Genomic DNA, 22719 nt, shown 5'->3' with positions numbered 1-22719 from the left:
AGGCTCTCCAATGGCGTCCCTCATCCTTCACGATTATTTTCGCTCGTCGGCCAGCTTCCGCGTCCGCATCGCGCTCAATCTCAAGGGGCTCGCCTATGAGCGCGTCGAGGTCAGCCTGATCGCGGGCGAGCAGCGCAGCGACGCCTATCTCGAACAGAATGCGCAGGGCTTCGTCCCGATGCTCGTCGTCGACGGCGAGCCGATGATCCAGAGCATGGCGATTATCGACTGGCTCGACCGCAGTCATCCCGAACCGCGGCTGATCCCCGACGATGCCATGCCGCGCGCCGTCGCGCTGGCGCAGGCGCAGGTTGTGGCGAGCGACATCCATCCGCTCAACAATTTGCGCGTACTCAAATATCTGACCAAAGACCTCGGCCTCAACGAGCAGACCAAGGACCGCTGGATCGCCACATGGATCGCGCAGGGCTTCGAGGCGCTCGAAGCGATGGCGGGCGACGGCCGCTATCTCGGTGGTGAGACGCCGGGGATCGCTGACTGCTGTCTCGTGCCGCAAATGTACAATGCGCGACGCTTCGAGGTGCCGCTCGACGATTATCCGCGGCTCGTGGCGATCGATGCGGCGTGCATGGAGCTGGATGCGTTCCGGAACGCGCACCCCGATGCGGTGAAGCCGGCATGATCCGCCTTCTGATCGGAACCGCCGTGCTGGTCCTGCCGACGGCGGCGATGGCGCAGGATAAGCGCGACGAGACCGAAATATGGATTCCGGCGCGGCTTGTTCCGCCCGAGGAAATCGTGGTGACCGGAAGCGGGATGTTGCAGGCGCCGGAGAGCGACCGGGTCCAGTCGTCCGCGATCCTGCTCGACCTCGATCCCGGCCTCGGCACGCGTATCGAAAACCGCCTGCGCGACGAGGCTGGCATCGTTCAATTCCGCCGCTCGGACGGACGCAGCGCGCATCCGACGAGCCAGGGCGTAACCTTGCGCGGGCTCGGCGGCAATGCGTCGAGCCGCGCGCTGGTGACGCTCGACGGCGTACCGCAGGCAGACCCCTTCGGCGGCTGGGTCGCGTGGAGCGCCTATGACGCGATCCGGCTGGGCGGCATCTCGATTACCCGCGGCGGCGGCAGCGGGGCTGACGGCCCCGGCGCGCTCGCGGGAACGATCGGCCTCTATTCCGAAATGACCGACGGCGTGACCGCAAGCGCCGCTTATGGCAGCCGCGACAGCTTCGATGCGTCGGCGAGCGCCGGGACCGAACTCGGGAGCGGGCAGGTCGCGATCGACGGCCGCTACGGCCGCGGCGACGGCTTCGTACCCGTCGCGAAAGGTCAGCGCGGCGCAGTCGACCGCGCCGCGCCCTACGAGCAGGGCGGGATCGGCGTGCGGTTGCGCTTTGACGCCGGGGACAACAGCCGCATCGAGGCGAGCGTGCGCGGCTTCGCCGACCGGCGCGACCGCGGCACCGACTTTACCAAGAGCAAGGTCGACGGGCTCGATGCCAGCCTGCGCGTCGTCCACGACCCGGCGGGCGCGACGCAGTGGCTCGCGCTCACCTATATCCAGCTCCGCGATTTCGAGAGCGGTTTCGCGAGCGTTGCCGCCGGACGGAACAGTGTGAGCCCCGCGCTGTTCCAGCGCGTTCCCGCGACCGGGCTCGGCGCGCGCTTCGAACTGCGCCCGGCGATCGGCAATGCCAATCCGCTGCGCGTCGGCGCCGACTGGCGCCGCACGACGGGCCGCACCGAGGAGGATTTCTTCTTCACCAACGGCGTTCCGGGCCGTCACCGCATCGCTGGCGGCAGCAGCGATACCGTCGGCGCCTTCGCCGAATGGACATCGGGCGATCCGGACGACGGTCTGCTGTGGACCTTGAGCGGCCGCGTCGACCGCTGGTGGCTCGGCGCGGGCTACCGGCTCGAACGCAATATCGCCGGACCGCTGATCACCGACCTCGATTTTGCGGCGCGGCAGGGCTGGGAAGGCAGCGGGCGCGCCGGGCTGCGCTGGACGTCGAACGGCTTTTCGCTGCGCGCCGCGGGCTATCGCGGCTGGCGCCTCCCGACGCTCAACGAGCTGTATCGGCCGTTCCGTGTCGGCGCCGAGGTGACGACCGCGAACGAAGCGCTGAAGCCCGAACGGCTGTGGGGCGGCGAGATCGGGGCCGACTGGAGCGGCGGCGCAACGAAGCTGTCGGCGACCTTGTTCGCCAACCACCTCACCAACGCGATCGCCAATGTGACGCTCGCACCCAATCTCAACCAGCGCCAGAATCTCGATGCGATCGACAGCAAGGGCATCGAACTCGCCGCCGAACAGCGCGTCGGGCCGGTCACCCTGCGCGCGACCTACGCCTATACCGATGCCAGGGTCGACGCATCGGGTGCCGCCGCGACGCTCGACGGACGCCGCCCGGCGCAGATCGCCAAACATGGCGGCAGCGTGTCGCTGCGCAGTAACGGCGATGGCCCGCTCGGCGGCTTCGCGACGCTGCGCTATGTCGGCAAGCAGAATGAGGACGACCTCGGGCTGCTTGAGCTCGGCGACGCGCTGACGTTCGATGCCGGCCTGTCGTGGCGGCTTGCCAAGGCGATCAGCATCGAAGCGCGCGGCGAGAACATCTTCGATGAACTCGTCCCCGCAGCGATCTCGTCGACGGGCATTGTCGAACGCGCCACGCCGCGAACCCTCTGGATCGGGGCAAGGCTGAATTTCTGAGGCTTCACAGACGGCGATCAGGCGATATGGATAGCATATGGCCGCCAAGAAACTGAACCTCGACAATTTCCTGCCGTACCGGCTGTCGATCGCGTCGAACGCGCTGTCGAGCCGGATCGCCGCCGAATATCAGAACCGCTTCGGCCTCAAGATCCCCGAATGGCGGTTGATGGCGGTGCTCGGCGAAGGCAAGCCGCTGACCCAGCGCGAACTCGTCGCGGCGACGCGGATGGACAAGGTCACGGTCAATCGCGCCGCCAAGGCGCTCGCCGACCGGCACCTGATCGCGCGGCAGGCGCACGAGGCCGACGGACGCTCGCACCATCTGGAACTCACCGAGACCGGCCGTTCGCTCTACGATGCGATCGTCCCCGCGGCGCTGGCGAGCGAGGCGCAGCTTGAATCGACGATCAGCGAACGCGAGCGCGCGACGCTGCTGACCATCCTCACCAAGCTGACTGCCGCCGCCGAAGATTATGCCTGACCGGGCCTATCGCGCCGCCTCGCCCGACGCCCTGCGCATCGAGCCGCTCGGCGAACTCACCGCCATTTTCGACCGCCGTTCGATGCAGACGCACCTCGTCGCGCCGCCGATGCCCGAAATGCTCGCTCTGATGGGCAGCGATATATGCGATGCCGCCACGCTCGCCGACCGGCTCGCCGCTGCGTTCGACCTCGATGCGGATGGCGATGCACCGGCGATCGTTGCCGACCGCTTGGCCGAACTCGCCGCGCTCGGGCTGGTGGAGCGCGCGTGAGGCACAGCACGCGGATCGCCGTCGGCCCCGTCCAGTTTCGCGTCGGCAGCGACTGGCCCGAACCGATCGCGGCGCTCGACCGGCTCTATGCCGCCTATCCGCAGGACGACGCACGCCCGGCCGACGCCACGGTGCGCCTGTTCGCGGCCCGGCCCTGGCGGCGCTGGCTGCGCCCGTCGGTGCATATCGGGGGCGATTTCATCGTCCCCGACGCGCTGCCGCTGCCGCTGTCGATGGGGCTGCTCGCCGCCGAGATGGCGATGAACCTGCAGGTCGCGCTGGGCTGGCGGCGGCATATGCTGCTCCACGCCAGCGCGGTTGCGAAGGATGGTCGCGCGCTGATCATGTCGGGCGAATCGGGGTCGGGAAAATCGACCCTCGCCGCGCTGCTGGGCGAGGGTGACTGGCGGCTGATGGGCGACGAGTTTACCCTGATCGAGCCCTTGAGCGGCGATGCGCTCGCTTTTCCGCGTGCGGTCAGCCTCAAGAATGCGGCGATCGCCGAAATGGCATCGCGGGTCGATGCGTCGCGGCTCGGGCCGCTGCTTGCGGGAACGCCGAAGGGCGACATCCGCCACCTGATCCCGAGAAGCAATGCGATCGCGGCGATGCACGAACCCGCATGCCCGGCGCTGCTTCTCTTTCCGCGCTTCGGCGGCGAGGCGGCGATCGAGCCGATGGGGGAGGGCGAAGCCTTCGTGCGCCTCACCGAATCATCGACCAATTATGTCACGCTTGGCGAGGCGGGCTTCGTGGCGCTGACCCGGCTGGTGCGCGAGACGCCCGCTTTCGGCATCTCCTATCCCGACAGCGCGACGGGGATCGCGCTTGCCGAACAATTGTGGGCGGAGGCGGCGCGATGAGCGCGGTGCGGACGCTCGTCGACCTGCTGGCCGGACGCCGCGATGCCGCCGACCTCGGCCCGCGCGACTGGGACGGGGTGATCGGCGTCGCGCGCAGCGAAGCGATGCTTGCGACGCTCGCCTGCCGGCTCGAAGCGGCCGACCTGCCGCCTTCGGTCGTCGCACTGTTCGCCGACCAGCGCACCGCGGCCGAGGTCGCGCAGCGACAGGCGCTGTGGGAAGCCGAGATGGCGCGCCGTGCGCTCAAGGAACAGCGCATCGAATTCGTGCTGCTCAAGGGGACGGCCTATGCCGCGGCCGACCTCTCCTGTTCGGCGGGCCGCCAGATCGGCGACCTTGATATTCTCGTCCTGCAAAGCGATATCGGCCGCGCCGAGAACGAGCTGCTCGCGGCCGACTGGGAGTGGGTGAAGTCCGATCCCTATGACGACGCCTATTACCGCGATCATATGCACGAGCTCCCGCCGCTGATCCACAAGGCGCGCGACCGGATGATCGATGTCCACCATACGATCCTGCCGCGGACGCACCGGATCACGCCCGATGCGCTGGCGCTGATGAGCGATGCGGTGGCGACCGGCAGCGGCCATGCCGTGCTCTGCCCCGCCGACATGGTCTGCCATTGCGCGGCGCATATGCTCGCCGACGGCGATTTGCAGGGCGGGCTCCGCAACCTTTGGGATTTCCACTGCCTGACGCGCGACTTTGCCGCTGCCGATCCCGGCTTCTGGGGCAAGCTCGACGCGCGCGCCGACATGCACGGGCTGCGCGCGCCGGTTCGCCGCGCCGCCCGGTTGTCGCGCGACCTTTACGGCAGCGATCTTCCTTTGGGCTGGGACGGACAGGAGCCGGGCGACGACTGGTATCGCCGCCGGTTGCTGGCGCGCGACGACTGGGGGCGTTCGACCGATTTCGCGCTCCAGCAGGCCTTTTACGTCCGCTCGCACTGGCTGCGCATGCCGCCCGCGATGCTCGCGCGGCATTTGTGGACCAAGTGGCGGAAGCGGTAACCGGGAAAAGGTCGCGGTTGGGCGCGCTGCCGTGACATGCTATCGTCCGAAAACCGGATAAGAGGAGAGGTGATATGACGACTCCCGCAATCCTGCTCGTTCACGGTTTTTGGGGCGGCGCCGCGCATTGGGGCAAGGTGATCCTGGCGCTCGACGCGTTGGGTCATAACTCGCTCGAGGCTGTCGAACTGCCGCTGACATCGCTTGCCGACGATGTCGCGCGAACGACCCGGATGATCGCCCAGCATGACGGGCCGGTGCTGCTGGTCGGTCACAGCTATGGCGGGGCGGTGATCACCGGCGCGGGCAATCATCCCAATGTCGCGGGTCTCGTCTACATCGCCGCCTTTGCGCCGGATGAGGGCGAATCGCCGGGCGGCATCACCCAGGCGCATGTGCCCGCGGGCGCCGCCGCGCTTGAGCCCGACAGCGATGGATATTTGTGGATACGCAAAGACAAGTTTCACGAAAACTTCTGTCAGGATCTGGATGCCGATGGCGCGCGGGTGATGGCGGTGACCCAGAAGGCACCGCTGGCAACGACCTTTGGCGACACGATGTCCGACCCGGCATGGCGCAACAAGGATTGCTGGTATCAGATTTCCAGCGAGGACCGGATGATCCACCCTGACAATCAGGCGATGATGTCGGGACGGATGGGCGCAAAGAAGATCGTTACCCTGAACGCCGGCCACGCATCGCTCGCTTCGATGCCGGCCGAGGTTGCGGCGCTGATCGACGAGGCAGCGCGGGCGGTCGCGACCTAAAGCGTTTCGAGCAGCGGGATCAGTTCGCCATAATCGTCGATGACGTGATCGGCGCCGAGTTCGGCCGCCGGCCGGTCGAGGAAGCCGAAGCTGACCGCGATGCTGGGCACTCCGGCGTTCGTGGCTGCCATCACGTCATAGATGCTGTCGCCGACGAACGCCGCCCGCCCGCCGCCGCATTGCCGGACCATCGCGAGGATCGGCTCGGCCGCGGGTTTGCGGACGCCCAGCGTGTCGCCGCCGATGATCGTCGCCATCCGGTCGGCCAGCCCGAGTTCGCCGAGCAGCAGGCGCGCTAGCCGCTCCATCTTGTTGGTGACGACGGCGGTACGCACGCCGAGCGCGTCGAGCCGGTCGAGCGCTTCGATCAGGCCGGGGAAGGGGCGGCTGTGCACCGCGATATGGTCTTCGTAATAGCGCAGCAGTTCGGGATAGAGCCGCTCGACATCGCCGCCCGGGACGCCGCCGGTCGCCGCCAGCCCCTGTTCGAGCATATGCTTGGCGCCCAGCCCGATCATCGGCCGCACCGCCGCTTCGGGCAGCGGCGCTCGCCCGACGAGCGACAGCGCATGGTTGACCGCCGCGGTCAGGTCGCCCGCCGTATCGACCAGCGTGCCGTCGAGGTCGAATCCGACGATCCGGAAAGGGAAGTCATTCATCGCGTGCGCATGGCCCGGCAGTCTGGAAACCGCAATGATTTGCTGGCATGGGGGCGCGCATGACCACAAATCGACCGATCGCCGCTATCGTCCTCGCCGCCGGCAAGGGCACCCGCATGAAATCCGACCTTCACAAGGTGCTGCACCCGATCGCGGGCCGGCCGATGCTGCTGCATTTGATGGCGAGCGTCGACGCGCTGAGCCCCGCGAAGAAGGTGGTGATCGTCGGCGACAAGGCCGACCAGCTCGAAGCCGCGCTCGGCGGTTCGGCCGAACTGGCGGTGCAGGACCCGCAGCTCGGCACCGGCCACGCGGTGCAGCAGGGCGAGGGGGCGCTGGCCGGTTTCGACGGCGATGTGCTGATTCTTTATGGCGACGTGCCGTTCGTCCCGACCGCGACGATGCAGTCGATGATCGATCGGCTCGGCGCCGCCGATGCGCCCGCAGTCGTCGTCCTCGCGTTCGAACCCGCCGACCCGCTGCAATATGGCCGCGTGATTACTGCTGGCGACCGGGTGACCAAGATGGTCGAGCACAAGGACGCGACCGACGCCGAGCGCGCGGTCCGGCTCTGCAACTCGGGCCTGATGGCGGCAAAGGCACGCGACCTGTTCGCGCTGCTCGCACGCGTCACCGACGACAATGCGGCGAAGGAATTTTACCTCGTCGACATCGTCAACATCGCGAACGCCGACGGGCGGTCGTGCGCAGTCGTGACGACCGATCCGAACGATGTCGCCGGGATCAACAGCCGCGCCGAACTCGCCACCGCCGAAGCGCAGTGGCAGGCGTTCAAGCGCGAGGAGGCGATGGCGGGCGGCGCGTCGCTGCGGGCGCCCGATACCGTCTGGTTCTCCTGGGATACCGAACTGGGCCGCGACGTGACGATCGAACCCAATGTCTTTTTCGGTCCCGGCGTCACAGTGGGCGACCATGTAACGATCCGCGCCAACAGCCATATCGAAGGCGCGAACATCGGCGCGGGCTGCGAGATCGGCCCCTTCGCACGCCTCCGCCCCGGCACGGTGCTCGAAGAGAAAGCGAAGATCGGCAATTTCGTCGAGACGAAGAAGGCGCATCTGGGCAAGGGTGCCAAGGCGAACCACCTCACCTATCTGGGCGACGCGACGGTCGGCGCGGGCGCCAATATCGGCGCGGGGACGATCACCTGCAATTATGACGGCTATTTCAAATATCAGACGGTGATCGGCGAAAATGCCTTCATCGGGTCGAACAGCGCGCTGATCGCGCCGGTGACGATCGGCCGCGACGCCATCGTCGCCGCGGGCAGCGCGGTGTCGCGCGATGTCGGCGACGGCGACCTGCGCATGGTGCGCGCCGAACAACTCGTCAAACCGGGCTGGGCCGACCGCTTCCACGACACGATGCGCAAGAAAAAGGCGGCGGAGAAGAAATAGGACGATGGCCGCCCCGACGCTGACCACCGCGCGGCTGGTGCTGCGCCAGCTCCGCGCCGACGATGCCGCGGCGCTGTTCGCGGTGCTGTCCGACGCCCAACTGATGACCTGGTGGTCGAGCGGTCCGCATCAGTCGCTCGCCGAGACCGAGGCCTATGTCACGCGCAATGCCGAAGAAGGGCAGGGCTGGCTCTGCTGGGCGATTACCGCGGCCGGCGATGACAGTGCGCTCGGCTGGGTGATCCTGATGGACGGCAAGCCCGGGGTGGGCGAGGTGGGTTATATCCTCCGCCGCGACCGCTGGGGCGGCGGGCTGGCCCGCGAAGCGGTCGCCTGCGTTATCGCGCACGGCTTTACCGAAGGCGGGCTGCGCCGTATCTTCGCCGATACCGACCCCGACAACGCCGGGTCGATCGCGCTCCTCGAAAAGCTGGGCTTCCGGCGCGAGGGGCATCTGCGCGGCGAATGGGAAACGCATATCGGCGTCCGCGATTCATTGATTTTCGGCCTGCTCAAGGACGAGTGGCAAAAAGTGGAGACCCAGTTCAAGTGAGCGACCGTTACGAAGACAAGCCCTTCCTCCGTTTCGTCGATGCCTGGGTGCTGAAGGCGATCGGCCATCTCGACCCCGCGACGGAGAATTACTGCAAGGCGATGGTGCCGCAGCTCCGCCAGAGCTTCGGCGTGACGGGTGGAAGCTGGGAAGAGATCGTTGCGCAGCAGATGAAATTCGGCCCCGACCTGCCGGCGCAGATCCAGCGGATCTGGGCCGACGGGCAGCAGCGTTTCGCAGCCGGCAATGGCGAAGCCGCCGATCCGTGGCAGTTCGCGATGATCTTCGTCGACCGGAATTTCGGGCGGAGCTGAGATGGCCGGCCCGCCGATCGTCCGTCCCGCCGTCCCTGCCGATTACGACCGGTGGCTGCCGCTGTGGGACGGCTATAACGAATTTTACGGCCGCAGTGGCGATACCGCGCTGGCGCCCGAGATCACCGCGGCGACATGGGCGCGCTTCTTCGATCCCTATGAACCGATGTTCGCGCTTGTCGCCGAACAGGACGGCGCGCTGCTGGGGTTCACCCACTATCTGCTCCATCGGAGCACCACCGCGCTGCAGCCGTCGATCTACCTGCAGGACCTGTTCACGGCCGCACAGGCACGCGGCACGGGCGTCGGGCGGGCGCTGATCGAGGCGGTCTATGCGGCGGCGCGGGGGCAGGCGATCCGGCGCGTCTATTGGCAGACGCACGAAACGAACAGCACGGCGATGCAGCTCTACGACCGGATCGCGGAAAAATCGGGCTTCCTCGTTTACCGCAAGCTGATCGATTGACTTGATATCATGATATGATATCATTCTCGCATGCGCTTCCTCGCCGATATTCCCGATGACGATGTCCAGTGGCTCGATGCGCTCGCGGCGTCGCAGGGTGTCTCGCGCGCCGAGCTGATGCGCCGCGCGGTGAGCGCGTACCGCGCCGACATATCGGGCGACGCGATCGACAATGGCTTCGGGATATGGCGTTCGCGTGACGATATCGGCGACGGGCTCAAATATCAGCGGCGCCTGCGGGGCAAGCGCGAATGATCGAGGCGCAGTTCGACAGCGATATCCTCATCGACGCGCTGAACGGCGTCGAGGCGGCGCGCAGCGAGATCCGCCGCGCCGGGCGCAAGAGCGTCAGCCGGATCAGCTGGACCGAGGTGATGTCGGCCGCCGACCCCGCGTCGGTGAAGGCAGTCGAGGCGTTTCTCGGCTGTTTCGCGATCGAGGAGGTCGGCGATGCGGTGGCCCGACGCGCTGCTGCGTTGAGGGCCGAACGCAAGGGCTTGACGATGGCCGACGCCTTCGTCTTAGCAACCGCGCAAATATCGGGCCGCATCCTCGTAACGCGCAATATCAAAGTGTTTCCGGCATCGATGCCGGGTATTCGCGTTCCCTACACGCTCTGAAAGAAAGCCAGACCCACATGTGCGGAATTATCGGAATCATCGGCAAGGACCAGGTGGCGGACCGTCTGGTCGACGGGCTGAAGCGCATGGAATATCGCGGCTATGACTCGGCGGGCGTGTGCACGGTCGAGGGCGGCGAGCTCGTCCGCCGCCGCGCCGAGGGCAAGCTTGCCAATCTGGTGAAGGAACTTGCCGGCAATCCGGCACCCGGCCTCGTCGGTATCGCGCACACGCGCTGGGCGACCCATGGCGCGCCGACGACGAACAATGCCCACCCGCATGCAACGGGCGAAGTTGCGCTGGTCCACAACGGGATCATCGAGAATTTCAAGCCGCTCCGCGAGGCGCTGACCGCGCGCGGGCGCAGCTTTGAAAGCGAAACCGATACCGAAGTGGTCGCGCATCTCGTCTCGGAAGAGGTCGAGGCTGGCAAGTCGCCCGAGGAAGCGGTGCAGGCGGTGCTGCCGCAGCTTCGCGGCGCTTTCGCGCTCGCCATCGCCTTCCGCAGCCATCCCGACCTCTTGATCGGCGCGCGCCTCGGTTCGCCGCTCGTCGTCGGTTATGGCGAAGGCGAAACCTATCTCGGCTCCGATGCGCTCGCGCTCGCGCCGCTGACGCAGCAGATCGCCTATCTCGAGGAAGGCGATTGGGTCGTCATCACCCGCGACGGCGCGCGCATTTTCGACGAATACAACAATCCGGTCGAGCGCGAGATCACGACCAGCGGCGTCAGCGCGGCTACGATCGAGAAGGGCAATTACCGCCACTATATGCAGAAGGAGATTTTCGAGCAGCCGACCGTCGTCGCGCAAACGCTCTCCTCCTACATCCGCCCGCTCGAACAGACCGTCGCGCTGCCGCAGATGGATTTCGACCTCAGCGCGATCGATCGCATCACCATCGTCGCCTGCGGCACCAGCTTCTACGCCGGCATGGTCGCCAAATACTGGTTCGAGACTTTCGCGCGCGTCCCCGTCGACATCGATGTCGCGTCCGAATTCCGTTATCGCGACCCGGTGCTCCAGCCCGGCGGCCTCGCGCTCTTCATCTCGCAGTCGGGCGAGACCGCCGACACGCTCGCGGCGCTCCGTCATTGCAAGGCGAACGGGCAGACGATCGCGGTCGTCGTCAATGTGCCGACCAGCAGCATGGCGCGCGAAGCCGACCTGCTCCTCCCGACCCACGCCGGCCCCGAAATCGGCGTCGCCTCGACCAAGGCCTTCACCTGCCAGCTCGCGGTGCTCGCCGCGCTCGCCGCGCACCTCGCGCTCAAGAAGGGCAAGCTCAGCGCCGACGAGGAGCATGAAATCGTCCGGCACCTGATCGAGGCGCCCGCCGCTCTCAACGCCGCGCTCCAGCATGACGAGGATATCGCGGCGATGGCGCATCTCGTCGCCCCCGCGCGCGACGTCCTCTACCTCGGCCGCGGCCCCGACTATCCGCTCGCGCTCGAAGGCGCGCTCAAGCTCAAGGAAATCAGCTATATCCACGCCGAAGGCTATGCCTCGGGCGAAATGAAGCACGGCCCGATCGCGCTGATCGACGAAGCGGTACCGGTCATCGTCCTCGCCCCCTCGGGCCCGCTGTTCGAAAAGACCGTCAGCAACATGCAGGAAGTCCGCGCTCGCGGCGGGAAGGTCGTCCTGATCAGCGACGCCGAAGGCCTCGCCGAAGCCGGCGACGGCTGCATGGCGACGATCGAAATGCCCAAGGTCCACCCGCTGATCGCGCCCCTGGTGTACGCGGTGCCGGTGCAGTTGCTGGCCTATCATGTCGCCGTGGCGAAGGGGACCGATGTGGATCAGCCGCGCAATCTGGCGAAGTCGGTGACGGTGGAGTGAGGGCATCGCCGCTGTAGGACAATACGCATGTCTCTTGCCTTGGCAGACGCATCGATAGCGCTGATCGCGGATTTTTTGAATGATGGGGTTGAAAAGCAGTATCCGCCCAGTCTGCAAGCGATCCTGCATCGTTATCCTTCGCCGCCCACTGCGCTTAATCGAGAGCAGCTTATAGAGATTGCTCGGGAGAAGAACGGAGGGAAGCTTGCGAAAAGCAAGGCTTTAAAGGCTCTTGAAGGCAATTCGAACGCGGCGGTCCTTCGACTGACCGGGCTTGCGTTCGCTGAACCAGATGTCGAAATTCAGATGCGTTTGTTGATTGGGTTAGGGGGCGTCGGGGTTCCAACGGCATCCGCAATATTGACTTGGACAAATCCCAACAAATTTGCGGTAATCGATCGTCGAGCTTGTGCCGCGCTGATGTCTATCGTGGATACTGACATCAACCCGAAATCGGTCGCAGGGTGGATATCTTATCTGGCAATTGCAAAAAGGGTGGCTAAACGCCTTGGTGTTACGCCAATGATCGTTGATCGACGGCTTTACTCTCTTGGTGATAGTGGACCAAAACGATCAGGGTAGCCGCCATCATCTTCGACTTCGACGGCGTCATCGCCGACAGCGAGGTACGCGCAAATCTTTCGCTGTCCGAAAGCCTGACCGCGGCGGATATGCCCACGACCTACGACGAATGCCTGCGCGACTATTACGGGCATAACTGGCAGGAGACGCAGCGGCGGATCGAGGCGCGCTTCGGCCGCGCGCTGCCCGCCGATTTTCGCGAGACGCATCGGACCCGCGCGCGGGCGCGCTTCATGGAAGGGTTCGACGCGGTGCCCGGGGCGCCCGCCTTTCTCGACACGCTGGGGTCGCTGCCGCGCGCGATCGCCTCGTCGAGCCGCGCCGAATATATCGGCTGGGCGCTCGGTCTGTTCGGGCTCGGGCATCACTTCGGCGCGCATGTGTACAGCGCCGATGGCTGGGATCGCGGCAAACCCCATCCCGACATCTATCTCGCCGCGGCCAAGGGGCTCGGCGTCGATCCCGCGTCCTGCCTGGCGATCGAGGATTCGCCGACCGGGGCCATGGCGGCGATTGCGGCGGGGATGACCGTCGTCGGTTTCTGCGGCGCGGGCCATATCGCCGACCGCGCGGCGCATGGCGAAATGCTGCGCGGGGTCGGGGTGCATCATGTGGCGCACAGCTTCGACGAGATCGCACTGGCGGCGCCGATATCGAACTGATCTTCCTCATGGCTTCGCCACAGGGAGGAAAAATCGCTGTCCTAAAAAAGATCGCCATATTAGCCTGCCGCGATGCGAGGTGCTGAGCCATTCGCCAGCGCAACCGAGAAGCCAATCGCGCGTAAAGTTACGCAGTTTTCCGTCACTTTCCCGAATCCCCCAAAGGAGAGACAGCATGTGTACCGAAGCCACTGAAGCCGATCTCGATCGCGCCGGAATGCCCGTCGCGCGGCGCAGTTTTACCGCGCTTGCCGGCGTCGGCGCACTGGCGACGATGCTCCCGGTGCAGGCGATGGCGGGCAAGCCCGTGAAGGGTCGCGACGTCACGATCACGACCGACGACGGCACCGCCGACGCTTATTTCGTAGCGCCCGCCGAGGGCAAGCATCCCGGCGTGCTGGTGTGGCCCGATATCCGGGGCTTACGTCCGGCCTTTCGCCAGATGGCCGACCGCCTCGCGGCAGAGGGCTATGCGGTGCTGACCGTCAATCCTTTCTACCGCTGGCAGAAATCGCCCGTCGTCGATGCGGCGAACGATTTCAACGTGCCCGAGGTGCGCGAGAAACTGTTCGGCTATCTGAAACAGCTCACGCGGGCACCGGTGGAGGTTGATGCAAAGGCGCGTCTCGCTTTCCTAGATGCGCAGCCGGAGGTCGATACGAAGCGCCGGATCGGCACGACCGGCTATTGCATGGGCGGCGCGATGACGATCTATACCGCCGCATTGAGCCCGAACCGCGTCGGCGCGGCGGCGAGCTTTCACGGCGGCGGCGTCGCCACCGACAAGCCCGACAGTCCGCACCTGCTGATCGGCGATACCAACGCGGGCTATCTGTTCGCGATCGCCGACAATGACGACAAGGAAACGCCGAGCGAGAAGGTCTTGCTGAAGGAAGCGCTCGCGCCGTCGCCGCACTGGCACGAGGTCGAGGTCTATGAAGGCGCGATGCACGGCTGGTGCCCGCCCGACGGCCGCGCCTATAACGAAGCCGCCGCCGAAAAGGCGTGGGGCCGGATGCTCGCGCTCTTCAAGACCGAACTGGCCTGACGGGGCGGGGAGGGGGCGCCGCCATGGACATGGACCTGCTCATTCTCGGCGGCGTCGGCGCCTTCATCCTCGCGCTCATCGCGCTCTTCGCCTGGAACGGCGCCTTTGCGGGATTGTTCAGCCGCGACGGCGAGGCCGACGACGGGTCGTATAATTTCGCGGCGACCAGTATCGGCCTCCACGCGACCGACAGCCTCTACGATGGGGCCGATGATGCGAGCGACGACAGCGGCAGCGACGGCGATTCCGGGGACAGCGGCAGCAGCGGCGACTGACGTCAGTGCGCGTGAGCACCGCCGCTTGCGGCATAGCTCGCATAGACGCGCTGGCCGGCGGGGCCAAAGGTCATGACCTTATAGGCCTCGCGGTGGTCGCCATGCTCCATGCCGGGCGATCCCATCGGCATCCCGCCGACGGCAAGGCCCTTGACCCCCTTGGGCCTCTCACGGAGCAGGCGGGCGATTTCCTTGGCGGGCACATGGCCCTCGATCACATAACCGCCGACGAGCACGGTGTGGCAACTGCGCAGCGCCTGCGGCACGCCCTGCTTGTCCTTCACCGCGGTCATGTCCTGCGAATTGATGACCACCGCCTTCTTGCCGAACGACGCCTGCACCTGTTCCAGCCATTTCAGGCAGCAGCCGCAGCCGGCGTCGCGGAACATCGTCGGATTGGCGGCGTGCGCGGTGCCGATGATGGCGGAGAATGCGGCGAGGGCGTAAAACGCGCGGCGGACAGAGGTCATCGCAAATCCTTTTGGCAGAGGGTGCGGCGAGCCTATAGGCGGGACCCGTGAAAGTCCATTTCATCCGTTCGGGCGAACGCCGCTACAGCATGCGCATCGAGCGCGGCGCCGGCCCGGCGCTCGTCATGGACCCCGCGCCCGGCTTCGATCCCGACCTGCCGCACGACATGGTCCATTTCGTCGTCGAGGCTGCGATTGGCCTGAAAACCGGCGTGTTCGGTCAGATCGCGGCGGGCGGCGACGCCGGGTCGTTCCATGTCGAGGCCGGCGGGACGCTGTCGGCAAAGGAGCGTCAGCGTGCGGCTCGCAAACAGGTTGCGAAGGGCGCGAAGCTGATCAGGGCGCAGGGACGCGAAGGCGAATTGTCCGAACTCGCCGCCTTCCTGTTCGACGTCGACTGGCGGAGCGCTACCCGGCCCGACAGCGCCGCACGGCGTGCGGCGCTCGGCGAGGCTGACCGGACGCGCGCATCGCTGAGCGCCGACGAGCGCGCACGGCTGGACGCCGCTAGGCCGCAGGTGTTCGGTGCTTTCGACCGGCTCGCAAAGGCATGGCGGGCGCTCCGCCCCGGCGAAGCGCTCGTCCTCGAATGGCCGGGCCTTCACCCCATCGGGTAGAGGATGTCGCGGCTCACCTTGTGCAGCGCCTTCATCACCTCGTCGTCGAGCACCAGTTCCATCGCGTCGAGGATCGGCTGGACCTGATCGTCGGCGCTGACCCCGACGATCGTCGAGGCGACGAAGTCATGCTGTTTCGACCAGGCCGTCGCCATCGTGACCGGGTGCAGCCCGGCTTCCTCTGCGATCTTGAGGTAGCGTTCGGTCGCGGCGAGGCTCCGTTCGTTGACGAACCGCCGGCCCATCGCGGCCTGCCGGCCTTCCATCTTCAGATAGCGCGAGAAACGGGCGCCCTCGGGGGTGGCGCCGCCCTGATATTTGCCCGACAGCACCCCGCCCGCGAGCGGCGAATAGGGGATCAGGCTGACGCCCTCCTGCCGGCATACCTGCGCCAATTCGTCCTCGAAACGGCGGTTGTTGAGGCTGAAATTGTTCTGGATCGTGTGATAGCGCGCGACGCCCAGCTTTTCCGACGCCGCGAGCGATTTCATCAGCCCCCAGCTCGTCTCGTTCGAGCAGCCGAGGATACGGACCTTGCCGACCCGGACGAGTTCGTCGAGCGCATCCATGATTTCGTCGTAGGGCGCATCATGGTCGGGCCAGTGCGTCTGGTAGAGGTCGACATAGTCGGTCTGGAGGCGCGTCAGGCTGTCGTCGATCGCCTGCATGATATTCTTGCGGTCGAGCGCGGTCATCCCGCCGCGGCACGGCGACTTGAACCAGACGTGGCTCGGCCCCGAAACCTTGGTCGCCATGATGATCGCGTCGCGCGGCTTGGTCTTCATCCAGCGGCCGACGATCTCCTCGGTGCGGCCGACCCATTTGGTGTCGGGCGGCACCGGATAGCCCTCGGCAGTGTCGTAAAAGTTGATCCCGGCGTCGAAACAGCGGTCGAGGACGCGGAACGCTTCGGCTTCGTCGGTCTGGCTGCCGAAGGTCATCGTCCCCATGCAGATGTCGGACACATGGATGGCACTTTTTCCGAGGCGGCGGCTCTGCATGGCTCTGTTCTCCGGTCAGGGGAAGGGAGCGCCGTGCATAGGTTGCGTCTCGCAACCTTGCAATCGGGTCAGATCAGCAGCGCGAGCGATCCGACGAGCAGCGCCGCCATCGTCCAGTTGAACGCCCTGAGCCGCGCCGGGCTCGACAGCCAGCCGCGCAGCGCGGTGCCCATCACCGCCCACAGGCTGGTCGACGGCAGGTTGACGAGACCGAAGACGATCGCAACGAGCAGCACCGCGGCGAGATTGCGGTCGGGCGCGTAGAGCGCGATCGCGGTCAGCGCCATCGACCAGGCCTTGGGGTTGACCCACTGGAACAGCATCGCCTGCACGAAGGTCATCGGCTTGCCGCGGGCGCCGCTTTCGGTGTCGGGTGCGGCGGCGCCCGCGATCTTCCACGCCAGCCACAGGAGATAGGCGACGCTCACCACCTTGAGCACGAGGTTCAGCACCGGGAACAGGTCGAACAGGCCCATCAGCCCGATGCCGACGAGGACGATCATCAGCGTGAAGCCGATGCCGACGCCGAGCGCGTGCGGCACCGTGCGGCGGAGACCGAAATTGGCGCCCGACGCCATCAGCATCATATTGTTCGGCCCCGGCGTGATCGACGAGACGAGCGCGAAGGCGGAAAGCGCGGCAAGAGTGGTCTGTTCCATGCACGCAACATAATGCGTTTCATATCACGATGGATTGCAAAGATTGGCGGCGATGGGTTAGGATATGCAATCAATGACCAAGATGGATGCCATAAGCCGCAAGATATTGCACGAGCTGTCGTGCGATGGGCGAATCTCGAACCTCGAACTCGCCGAGCGGGTCGGGCTTTCGCCTTCGGCGTGCCTGCGCCGCGTTCAGGAACTCGAACGCAGCGGCGTCATCACCGGCTATCGCGCGCAAATCGACCCCGCGAAGCGCGGTCTCTCCTTCATCGCCTATGTCGCCGTCGGACTGTCGTCGCATACGAAGAAGTCGCAGGTGGGCTTCGAAGCGGCAATGGCGACGGCGCCCGAGGTGCGCGAATGCCACAATGTCACCGGCACGATCGAATATCTGCTGCGTGTCGAGACCGAGGATCTGGCGGCGTACAAACATTTCCATACCGAGGTGCTCGGGGTGCTGCCGCAGGTGAATTCGATCACCACTTATGTGCTGATGGGCTCGCCCAAGGACGAGCGGGCATAGTTGGCCCGGAACCCGACGGCGATCAGTTCGACCGTCGGGCTTGCGTGTGGAGTTGGTGGGGCGCTTGGCGCTATTCGATATCGGTTGCCGTGGAAGTGCCGCGTTTGCGATTTGGCTTTTCGGTGGCTTCAACGAGCGGTACCTCGACAGGCGCGGTTACGGCCCCCTTGACCAGCGCGTCGAGCGACCCTCCGTCAAAACCCAATTCCTTCATCAGGCTGTCGATGACGGGCGCTTGTGCCCGATAGGCGAGGGCTGCGGATACGGCGTTGCTGGCAAGATTGCCGCTGCCTGGCTCGCCGCCGGCGACGGATGAACCACCGGCATTCTGGCCAAGGCCGTCGACCTGCACAATCTTGATGGAATCGATCGCCTCCATCGGTTTCGCTGCCTCACGAACAACCTCGGGCAGGACCTTGAGCAGTGCCATCTTCGTCTGCAGCGATATCTGCCCCGACGAAAGAATGTTCGCCGCTTCGTTGATCGCGCGTTGGCCTGCCGCTTCGACCTCGAAACGGACGCGCGCCGCCTCGGCGCGCAATTTTTCGGCTTCCGCTTCGCCCTCGGCCTCGAGCCGCAACGCAGAGGCGCGATTCGACGCAGCCTCCTTTTCCGCTTCGGCCTGCACCTTGACCGAAATTGCCTGACGTTCGGCTTCCTTGGCCGCCTCGATCAGTTCGATGCGCTTCGATCGTTCGGCAATCTCCGTTTCGCGCGCAGTCGATACCTGCTCTTCGGCGGCAACCGCAGTTGCGCGCGCATTATCGGCTTCGGCGCGCGCCTGACTTTCCTCGCGGCTCTTGTTCTGGATCAGGATCTGCTGTTCCTGCCGGGCAAGTTCGATCGCCTGTTCCTGGGCAATGCGTGCTTCCTCGATGGCCCGGTCGGCTTCGATCTGTTTCGCATCGACCAATTGCTTGGCCTGAATTCGCGCATTTTCGGCTTCCTGGTTGCGCTGCGCCTGCTCGCGCGCGACTTCGGCCGCCTGCTCGGCACGGCGTATTTCGATCTCGCGTTCCTGGCTCAGCTTGGCGAACTCGTTGTCGCGCGAGATTTCGAAGCTGCGTTTGTCGGCTTCCAGATTCTTGGTTTCGATCTGGACGCGCGTGTCCTGCTCGATGTCGTTGCGCGCTTTTTTGCGCAGTTCGATCTGTTCGGTCAGTTTCGTCAGACCCTCGGCATCGAAGGCGTTGTTCGCATTGAAATGCTCGATCGACGTCTGGTCGAGGCCGGTCAGCGACACCGATTCCAGTTCGAGCCCGTTCATCGCAAGGTCGTTCGAACTGACCTGCTGCACCTTCTGAACGAAATCGGCGCGCTGCTCGTGCAACTGGTTCATCGTCATCCCGGCGGCGACCGAACGCAGCGCATCGACGAACTTGCCTTCGACGAGATCCTTCAGCGCCTCGGGATTCATGGTGCGCAGGCCCAGCGTCTGCGCCGCCATGGCGATGGCGCCGCCATCGGGGCGGACGCGGACGTAGAATTCGGCCTTCACGTCGATGCGCAGCCGGTCGAGGGTGATCAGCGCGTCGGTATTCTTGCGCTCGACCGCTAGCCGCACCGTGTTCATGTTGACCGGCATCGTTTCGTGCAACACGGGCAACACCAACGCGCCGCCGTTCATCACGACGCGTTCGCCGCGAAAGCCGGTGCGTACAAACGCTATTTCCTTGGTGGCGCGGCGATAAAGTCGCGTGATGATAAGTCCCAGGATCAACAGGGCGGCAAGCCCGATCCCGGCGTAGATGGCGATTTCAATCATGGACTGTCCATAACCCCCGATTCGCGCTTCCAGACCTTGGAAGGCTGATGATCGATATTAGGATCAGTCGAGCCGGGGTAAATAGAAATCGCCGTTCGTAAATCCCTTGAACAATTCGCCTTCGCGCTTGACTAACAAGAGTTTTTCGCCCGTCTGGAAAACCTGGTCGGGGCTGTCGGGTTCGACCATGATCTGATGCGTCTGCCCGTGCCGGTCGATAACCTGGGCGCGGGCGGGATGGCCTTCACGCGCCGTGCCGATGCTGATTTGCGCATAGAGTCCGATGAGTTCGTCGCGGTCGATCGCGGTGGTTTCGAGGCCGGGAAATATCCGGCCGACGATCCGTGCAGCGGCACTGGTCGGGGGCAGGGCAGCCAGCGCAGTCAGCGGCACCATCAGCAAATTCGATCCCGCCCCACCGGTCAGTGCGGTCATCAATTGCTGGAGTCCCAGCCCCAATGCACCGAAGATGGCCAGAAACAGCACCAGCCACATCAGAAACGGCACGCGCCCGATCCCCGCCCATGCGAGGAGCGCGTTCGCAGCGCTTGCGTCGCCGGTCGCGTCCATATCCGTCCCGTCGATGTCGCCCGAAAGCCCCGTCGCCTGAACCACGCCGATCAGAAGCATCAATAGCAGCGCCGAATTGAACACGACATTTTCGGGGGCAAGGAACTGATCGAACATCGGCTTTTCTTGGCCATCAATACCATCTTTGGCAAGCGCAGCTGTATTGGAAGCAAACGCCAGCGCATTCCGCCGGCTAGCCGGACTGCGTTCGCTACGATGATCGGTGCCGCCTCGTTTGAATAACCGGGCGCCTGCTTGAACCGCCGGCCTGTCGACCGCATATCGGTTTCATGACGAAACTCTCCTTCCTCGATCTCGTACCTGTCACCGACACCGGTTCGATTGCCCAGTCGCTCGCCAACGCCGCCGATCTGGCCCGCCATGCCGAGGCGCTCGGTTACGAACGCTATTGGGTCGCCGAACATCACGGGATGGCGGGGATCGCCAGCGCCGCGACGTCGGTCGTGCTCGCGCATATCGGGCAGGCGACCTCGACGATCCGCATCGGCGCGGGCGGTATCATGCTGCCGAACCATGCGCCGATGGTGATCGCCGAGCAGTTCGGGACATTGGAGGCGCTGTTTCCGGGCCGCGTCGATCTCGGGCTCGGACGCGCGCCGGGGTCCGACGGCATTGTCGCGCGGGCGCTGCGCCGCAATCTCGCGAGCGACGAGCGGCAGTTTCCGCAAGATGTGGTTGAACTCCAGGCCTTTCTGGCGGGTGACGAGCAACTCGGCATTCGCGCGGTGCCCGGCGAGGGGACGAACGTTCCGCTCTGGATATTGGGGTCGAGCCTGTTCGGCGCGCAGCTCGCAGCGATGCTCGGGCTACCCTATGCCTTCGCCAGCCATTTCGCGCCCGACGCGCTCGACGAAGCGCTCGACATCTATCGCCGCAACTTCAAACCTTCGGCACAATTGTCCGAGCCTTATGCCGCGGCGGCGTTCAATGTCTTTGCCGCCGACACACGCGAGGAAGCCGAACTGCTCGCCTCGTCGCAGCAGCAGGCCTTCGTCGCATTGCGCACCGGCAATCCCGGTAAGATGAAGCCGCCGCTTGCGGGCTATAAGGACGGCCTGCCGCCGAATGCGCGCGCGATCCTCGACCATGTTTTGCAATGCTCCGCGGTCGGAACCGCCGACGACGTTGCAGCGGGGCTCAAGGCCTTCGTCGAACGCACCGGCGTCGATGAAGTGATCGTCGCCTCGTCGATGTACGATCCCGAAGCGCGCAAGCATTCGCTGACGCTGACGATGGAGGCCGGAAAGTCGCTCTGAACCCGTTGCGCGCCCGCGTGTTGACGCGGCTCCGGCTGCGGCAGTATAGGGGCGGTCCGACCAAGGGCGGCCCGTTTTGGGGTCGCCTTTTTACTTTTGACTGAAAGGTGCCTGCCATGACGATCACGCCGCTGATGCCCGTATACCCCCGGTGTGGCGTGCGTCCGGTGCGTGGCGAGGGCGCTTATCTGATCGGCGAGCGCGGCGAGCGTTATCTCGACTTCGCAAGCGGCATCGCGGTCAACCTGCTCGGTCATGGCCATCCGCACCTGACGAAAGCGATTCAGGAACAGGCCGCGACGCTGATGCACGTCTCGAACCTCTACGGCAGCCCGCAGGGCGAGGCCTATGCCGCGCGGCTGGTCGAGAACACTTTTGCCGACACGGTCTTCCTGACCAATTCGGGCGCCGAGGCGGTCGAATGTGCGATCAAGACCGCGCGCGCCTATCATTCGAGCGGCGACAATCCGCAGAAGCACACGCTGATCACCTTCAACAATGCCTTCCACGGCCGCACGCTCGGGACGATCTCGGCGACCAACCAGGAAAAGCTGCGCAAGGGTTTCGACCCGCTGCTGCCGGGCTTCGCCTATGCGCCCTTCGACGATATCAACGCCGCGCTCGATCTGGTCGACGACAATACGGCGGGCTTCCTTGTCGAACCGATCCAGGGCGAGGGCGGCATTCGCCCGGCGTCGCAGCCGTTCCTGCAGGCGCTGCGCGACATCTGCGACCAGCGCGACCTGATGCTCGTCTTCGACGAAGTCCAGTGCGGTGTCGCGCGCACCGGCCATCTCTATGCCTATGAGCATTATGGCGTCACCCCCGATATCATGGCGAGCGCCAAGGGTATCGGCGGCGGCTTCCCGATGGGCGCGTGCCTCGCGACCGAAAAGGCCGCGCGCGGCATGGTCATCGGCACGCACGGGTCGACCTATGGCGGCAACCCGCTCGGCTGCGCGGCAGGGCAGGCGGTGCTCGACGTCGTGCTCGAGGAAGGTTTCCTCGCGTCGGTCAAGGCGACCGGCGAACGGCTGCGCGGTGCGCTCGAGCAGCTCATTCCGAACCACGACCAGCTCTTCGACAGCGTCCGCGGCGTCGGCCTGATGCTCGGCCTCAAGCTCAATTCGGACAGTCGCGCCTTCGTCGCGCACCTGCGTGACAACCACGGGCTGCTCACCGTCGCGGCGGGCGAGAATGTCGTCCGCGTGCTGCCGCCGCTCAACATCGACGACAGCCATATCGCCGAATTCATCGAGAAACTCTCGGCAGGCGCGGCGAGCTATACGCCGCCCGAGTCCTGATGTTTTCCGTTC

Annotated in this window: 28 protein-coding genes; 22 read left to right on the top strand and 6 right to left on the bottom strand. The window is 65.5% G+C overall.

The features are described from left to right. Positions 1 to 10 precede the first annotated feature (10 nt). From maiA to V6U71_RS10780, 7 genes are all read left to right on the top strand, one after another. Complete coding sequence (gene maiA, locus V6U71_RS10810) at positions 11 to 643, top strand: maleylacetoacetate isomerase (RefSeq protein ID WP_411342232.1); 633 nt, start codon at positions 11 to 13, stop codon at positions 641 to 643. Beyond that, positions 640 to 2682, top strand: a complete 2043-nt coding sequence (locus V6U71_RS10805) for a TonB-dependent receptor (protein WP_411342231.1) — start codon at positions 640 to 642, stop codon at positions 2680 to 2682. Before maiA ends, V6U71_RS10805 begins: the two co-directional genes overlap by 4 nt. 37 nt (positions 2683 to 2719) lie before the next feature. Next, a complete protein-coding gene (locus tag V6U71_RS10800) occupies positions 2720 to 3166 on the top strand; it encodes a MarR family winged helix-turn-helix transcriptional regulator (RefSeq protein WP_411342230.1) in 447 nt (148 codons plus the stop codon). Further along, positions 3159 to 3440 carry an HPr-rel-A system PqqD family peptide chaperone gene (locus V6U71_RS10795; RefSeq protein WP_411342229.1) on the top strand — a complete coding sequence of 94 codons (282 nt, stop codon included), beginning with the start codon at positions 3159 to 3161 and terminating at the stop codon, positions 3438 to 3440. Before V6U71_RS10800 ends, V6U71_RS10795 begins: the two co-directional genes overlap by 8 nt. Further along, positions 3437 to 4303, top strand: a complete 867-nt coding sequence (locus V6U71_RS10790) for an HprK-related kinase A (RefSeq protein WP_411342228.1) — start codon at positions 3437 to 3439, stop codon at positions 4301 to 4303. Before V6U71_RS10795 ends, V6U71_RS10790 begins: the two co-directional genes overlap by 4 nt. Continuing rightward, on the top strand, positions 4300 to 5313 hold the full coding sequence (locus tag V6U71_RS10785; protein ID WP_411342227.1) for a nucleotidyltransferase family protein: 1014 nt from the start codon (positions 4300 to 4302) through the stop codon (positions 5311 to 5313). The genes V6U71_RS10790 and V6U71_RS10785 overlap by 4 nt, the downstream gene beginning before the upstream one ends. Positions 5314 to 5387: 74 nt before the next feature. Next, positions 5388 to 6080 carry an alpha/beta hydrolase gene (locus V6U71_RS10780; protein ID WP_411342226.1) on the top strand — a complete coding sequence of 231 codons (693 nt, stop codon included), beginning with the start codon at positions 5388 to 5390 and terminating at the stop codon, positions 6078 to 6080. Here the strand turns inward: V6U71_RS10780 and V6U71_RS10775 are convergent. Continuing rightward, entirely contained in the window at positions 6077 to 6739 is a 663-nt protein-coding gene (locus V6U71_RS10775; protein WP_411342225.1) for an HAD-IA family hydrolase, read from the bottom strand. The two genes, V6U71_RS10780 and V6U71_RS10775, sit on opposite strands and share 4 nt — an antisense overlap. A gap of 59 nt (positions 6740 to 6798) precedes the next feature. Here V6U71_RS10775 and glmU point away from each other — a divergent pair, with 59 nt between their 5' ends. The 11 genes from glmU (at position 6799) to V6U71_RS10720 (ending at position 14518) form a co-directional block, all read left to right on the top strand. After that, entirely contained in the window at positions 6799 to 8157 is a 1359-nt protein-coding gene (gene glmU / locus V6U71_RS10770) for a bifunctional UDP-N-acetylglucosamine diphosphorylase/glucosamine-1-phosphate N-acetyltransferase GlmU (RefSeq protein WP_411342224.1), read from the top strand. 4 nt (positions 8158 to 8161) lie between these two features. Continuing rightward, positions 8162 to 8710 (top strand): GNAT family N-acetyltransferase, encoded by a 549-nt coding sequence (locus tag V6U71_RS10765; protein ID WP_411342223.1) that lies wholly within the window; start codon positions 8162 to 8164, stop codon positions 8708 to 8710. Further along, positions 8707 to 9024 (top strand): hypothetical protein, encoded by a 318-nt coding sequence (locus V6U71_RS10760; RefSeq protein ID WP_411342222.1) that lies wholly within the window; start codon positions 8707 to 8709, stop codon positions 9022 to 9024. Before V6U71_RS10765 ends, V6U71_RS10760 begins: the two co-directional genes overlap by 4 nt. 1 nt (position 9025) lies before the next feature. After that, positions 9026 to 9490: a GNAT family N-acetyltransferase gene (locus V6U71_RS10755; protein ID WP_411342221.1), complete on the top strand. Its 465-nt coding sequence runs from the start codon at positions 9026 to 9028 to the stop codon at positions 9488 to 9490. Between the two features lie 30 nt (positions 9491 to 9520). Beyond that, entirely contained in the window at positions 9521 to 9745 is a 225-nt protein-coding gene (locus V6U71_RS10750) for a ribbon-helix-helix domain-containing protein (protein WP_054727423.1), read from the top strand. Next, positions 9742 to 10110 carry a PIN domain-containing protein gene (locus V6U71_RS10745; protein WP_054727421.1) on the top strand — a complete coding sequence of 123 codons (369 nt, stop codon included), beginning with the start codon at positions 9742 to 9744 and terminating at the stop codon, positions 10108 to 10110. The genes V6U71_RS10750 and V6U71_RS10745 overlap by 4 nt, the downstream gene beginning before the upstream one ends. 17 nt (positions 10111 to 10127) lie before the next feature. Next, positions 10128 to 11951 carry a glutamine--fructose-6-phosphate transaminase (isomerizing) gene (glmS, locus tag V6U71_RS10740; protein ID WP_411342220.1) on the top strand — a complete coding sequence of 608 codons (1824 nt, stop codon included), beginning with the start codon at positions 10128 to 10130 and terminating at the stop codon, positions 11949 to 11951. A 27-nt stretch (positions 11952 to 11978) separates the two neighbouring features. Further along, entirely contained in the window at positions 11979 to 12533 is a 555-nt protein-coding gene (locus V6U71_RS10735; RefSeq protein WP_411342219.1) for a hypothetical protein, read from the top strand. Beyond that, the gene (locus V6U71_RS10730; protein WP_411342345.1) at positions 12524 to 13195 is read left to right on the top strand and encodes an HAD family hydrolase; all 672 of its coding nucleotides are present in this window, start codon (positions 12524 to 12526) and stop codon (positions 13193 to 13195) included. Before V6U71_RS10735 ends, V6U71_RS10730 begins: the two co-directional genes overlap by 10 nt. Positions 13196 to 13370: 175 nt before the next feature. Continuing rightward, complete coding sequence (locus V6U71_RS10725) at positions 13371 to 14243, top strand: dienelactone hydrolase family protein (RefSeq protein WP_411342218.1); 873 nt, start codon at positions 13371 to 13373, stop codon at positions 14241 to 14243. A 23-nt stretch (positions 14244 to 14266) separates the two neighbouring features. Beyond that, positions 14267 to 14518 (top strand): hypothetical protein, encoded by a 252-nt coding sequence (locus V6U71_RS10720; protein ID WP_411342217.1) that lies wholly within the window; start codon positions 14267 to 14269, stop codon positions 14516 to 14518. A 2-nt stretch (positions 14519 to 14520) separates the two neighbouring features. Here V6U71_RS10720 and V6U71_RS10715 read toward each other — a convergent pair whose 3' ends face one another. Next, the gene (locus V6U71_RS10715) at positions 14521 to 14988 is read right to left on the bottom strand and encodes a DUF411 domain-containing protein (protein WP_411342216.1); all 468 of its coding nucleotides are present in this window, start codon (positions 14986 to 14988) and stop codon (positions 14521 to 14523) included. A gap of 47 nt (positions 14989 to 15035) precedes the next feature. On the opposite strand from V6U71_RS10715, the gene V6U71_RS10710 reads away from it, so the two are divergent. After that, positions 15036 to 15605, top strand: coding sequence for a hypothetical protein (locus V6U71_RS10710; RefSeq protein WP_411342215.1), 570 nt, complete (start codon positions 15036 to 15038; stop codon positions 15603 to 15605). Here the strand turns inward: V6U71_RS10710 and V6U71_RS10705 are convergent. Both V6U71_RS10705 and V6U71_RS10700 read right to left on the bottom strand, forming a co-directional pair. After that, positions 15590 to 16606 carry an aldo/keto reductase gene (locus tag V6U71_RS10705; protein ID WP_411342214.1) on the bottom strand — a complete coding sequence of 339 codons (1017 nt, stop codon included), beginning with the start codon at positions 16604 to 16606 and terminating at the stop codon, positions 15590 to 15592. The genes V6U71_RS10710 and V6U71_RS10705 overlap by 16 nt on opposite strands. Before the next feature lie 68 nt (positions 16607 to 16674). Then, a complete protein-coding gene (locus V6U71_RS10700) occupies positions 16675 to 17265 on the bottom strand; it encodes a LysE family translocator (RefSeq protein WP_411342213.1) in 591 nt (196 codons plus the stop codon). A 73-nt stretch (positions 17266 to 17338) separates the two neighbouring features. Between V6U71_RS10700 and V6U71_RS10695 the strand changes: the two genes are divergently transcribed. Continuing rightward, positions 17339 to 17791, top strand: a complete 453-nt coding sequence (locus tag V6U71_RS10695; RefSeq protein ID WP_411342212.1) for an Lrp/AsnC family transcriptional regulator — start codon at positions 17339 to 17341, stop codon at positions 17789 to 17791. A 70-nt stretch (positions 17792 to 17861) separates the two neighbouring features. Here the strand turns inward: V6U71_RS10695 and V6U71_RS10690 are convergent, their stop codons facing one another. After that, a complete protein-coding gene (locus V6U71_RS10690; RefSeq protein ID WP_411342211.1) occupies positions 17862 to 19556 on the bottom strand; it encodes a flotillin family protein in 1695 nt (564 codons plus the stop codon). Positions 19557 to 19619: 63 nt separating this feature from the next. Then, the gene (locus tag V6U71_RS10685; protein WP_411342210.1) at positions 19620 to 20243 is read right to left on the bottom strand and encodes a YqiJ family protein; all 624 of its coding nucleotides are present in this window, start codon (positions 20241 to 20243) and stop codon (positions 19620 to 19622) included. A 173-nt stretch (positions 20244 to 20416) separates the two neighbouring features. Here V6U71_RS10685 and V6U71_RS10680 point away from each other — a divergent pair, with 173 nt between their 5' ends. Beyond that, positions 20417 to 21403 carry an LLM class flavin-dependent oxidoreductase gene (locus V6U71_RS10680; protein WP_411342209.1) on the top strand — a complete coding sequence of 329 codons (987 nt, stop codon included), beginning with the start codon at positions 20417 to 20419 and terminating at the stop codon, positions 21401 to 21403. Between the two features lie 116 nt (positions 21404 to 21519). Further along, positions 21520 to 22707 (top strand): aspartate aminotransferase family protein, encoded by a 1188-nt coding sequence (locus V6U71_RS10675; RefSeq protein ID WP_411342208.1) that lies wholly within the window; start codon positions 21520 to 21522, stop codon positions 22705 to 22707. Positions 22708 to 22719: the final 12 nt, after the last annotated feature.

The organism is Sphingopyxis sp. J-6, assembly GCF_046603995.1.
Classification (GTDB): Bacteria; Pseudomonadota; Alphaproteobacteria; order Sphingomonadales; family Sphingomonadaceae; genus Sphingopyxis.
This window is presented reverse-complemented; position numbering and strand designations above follow the sequence as displayed.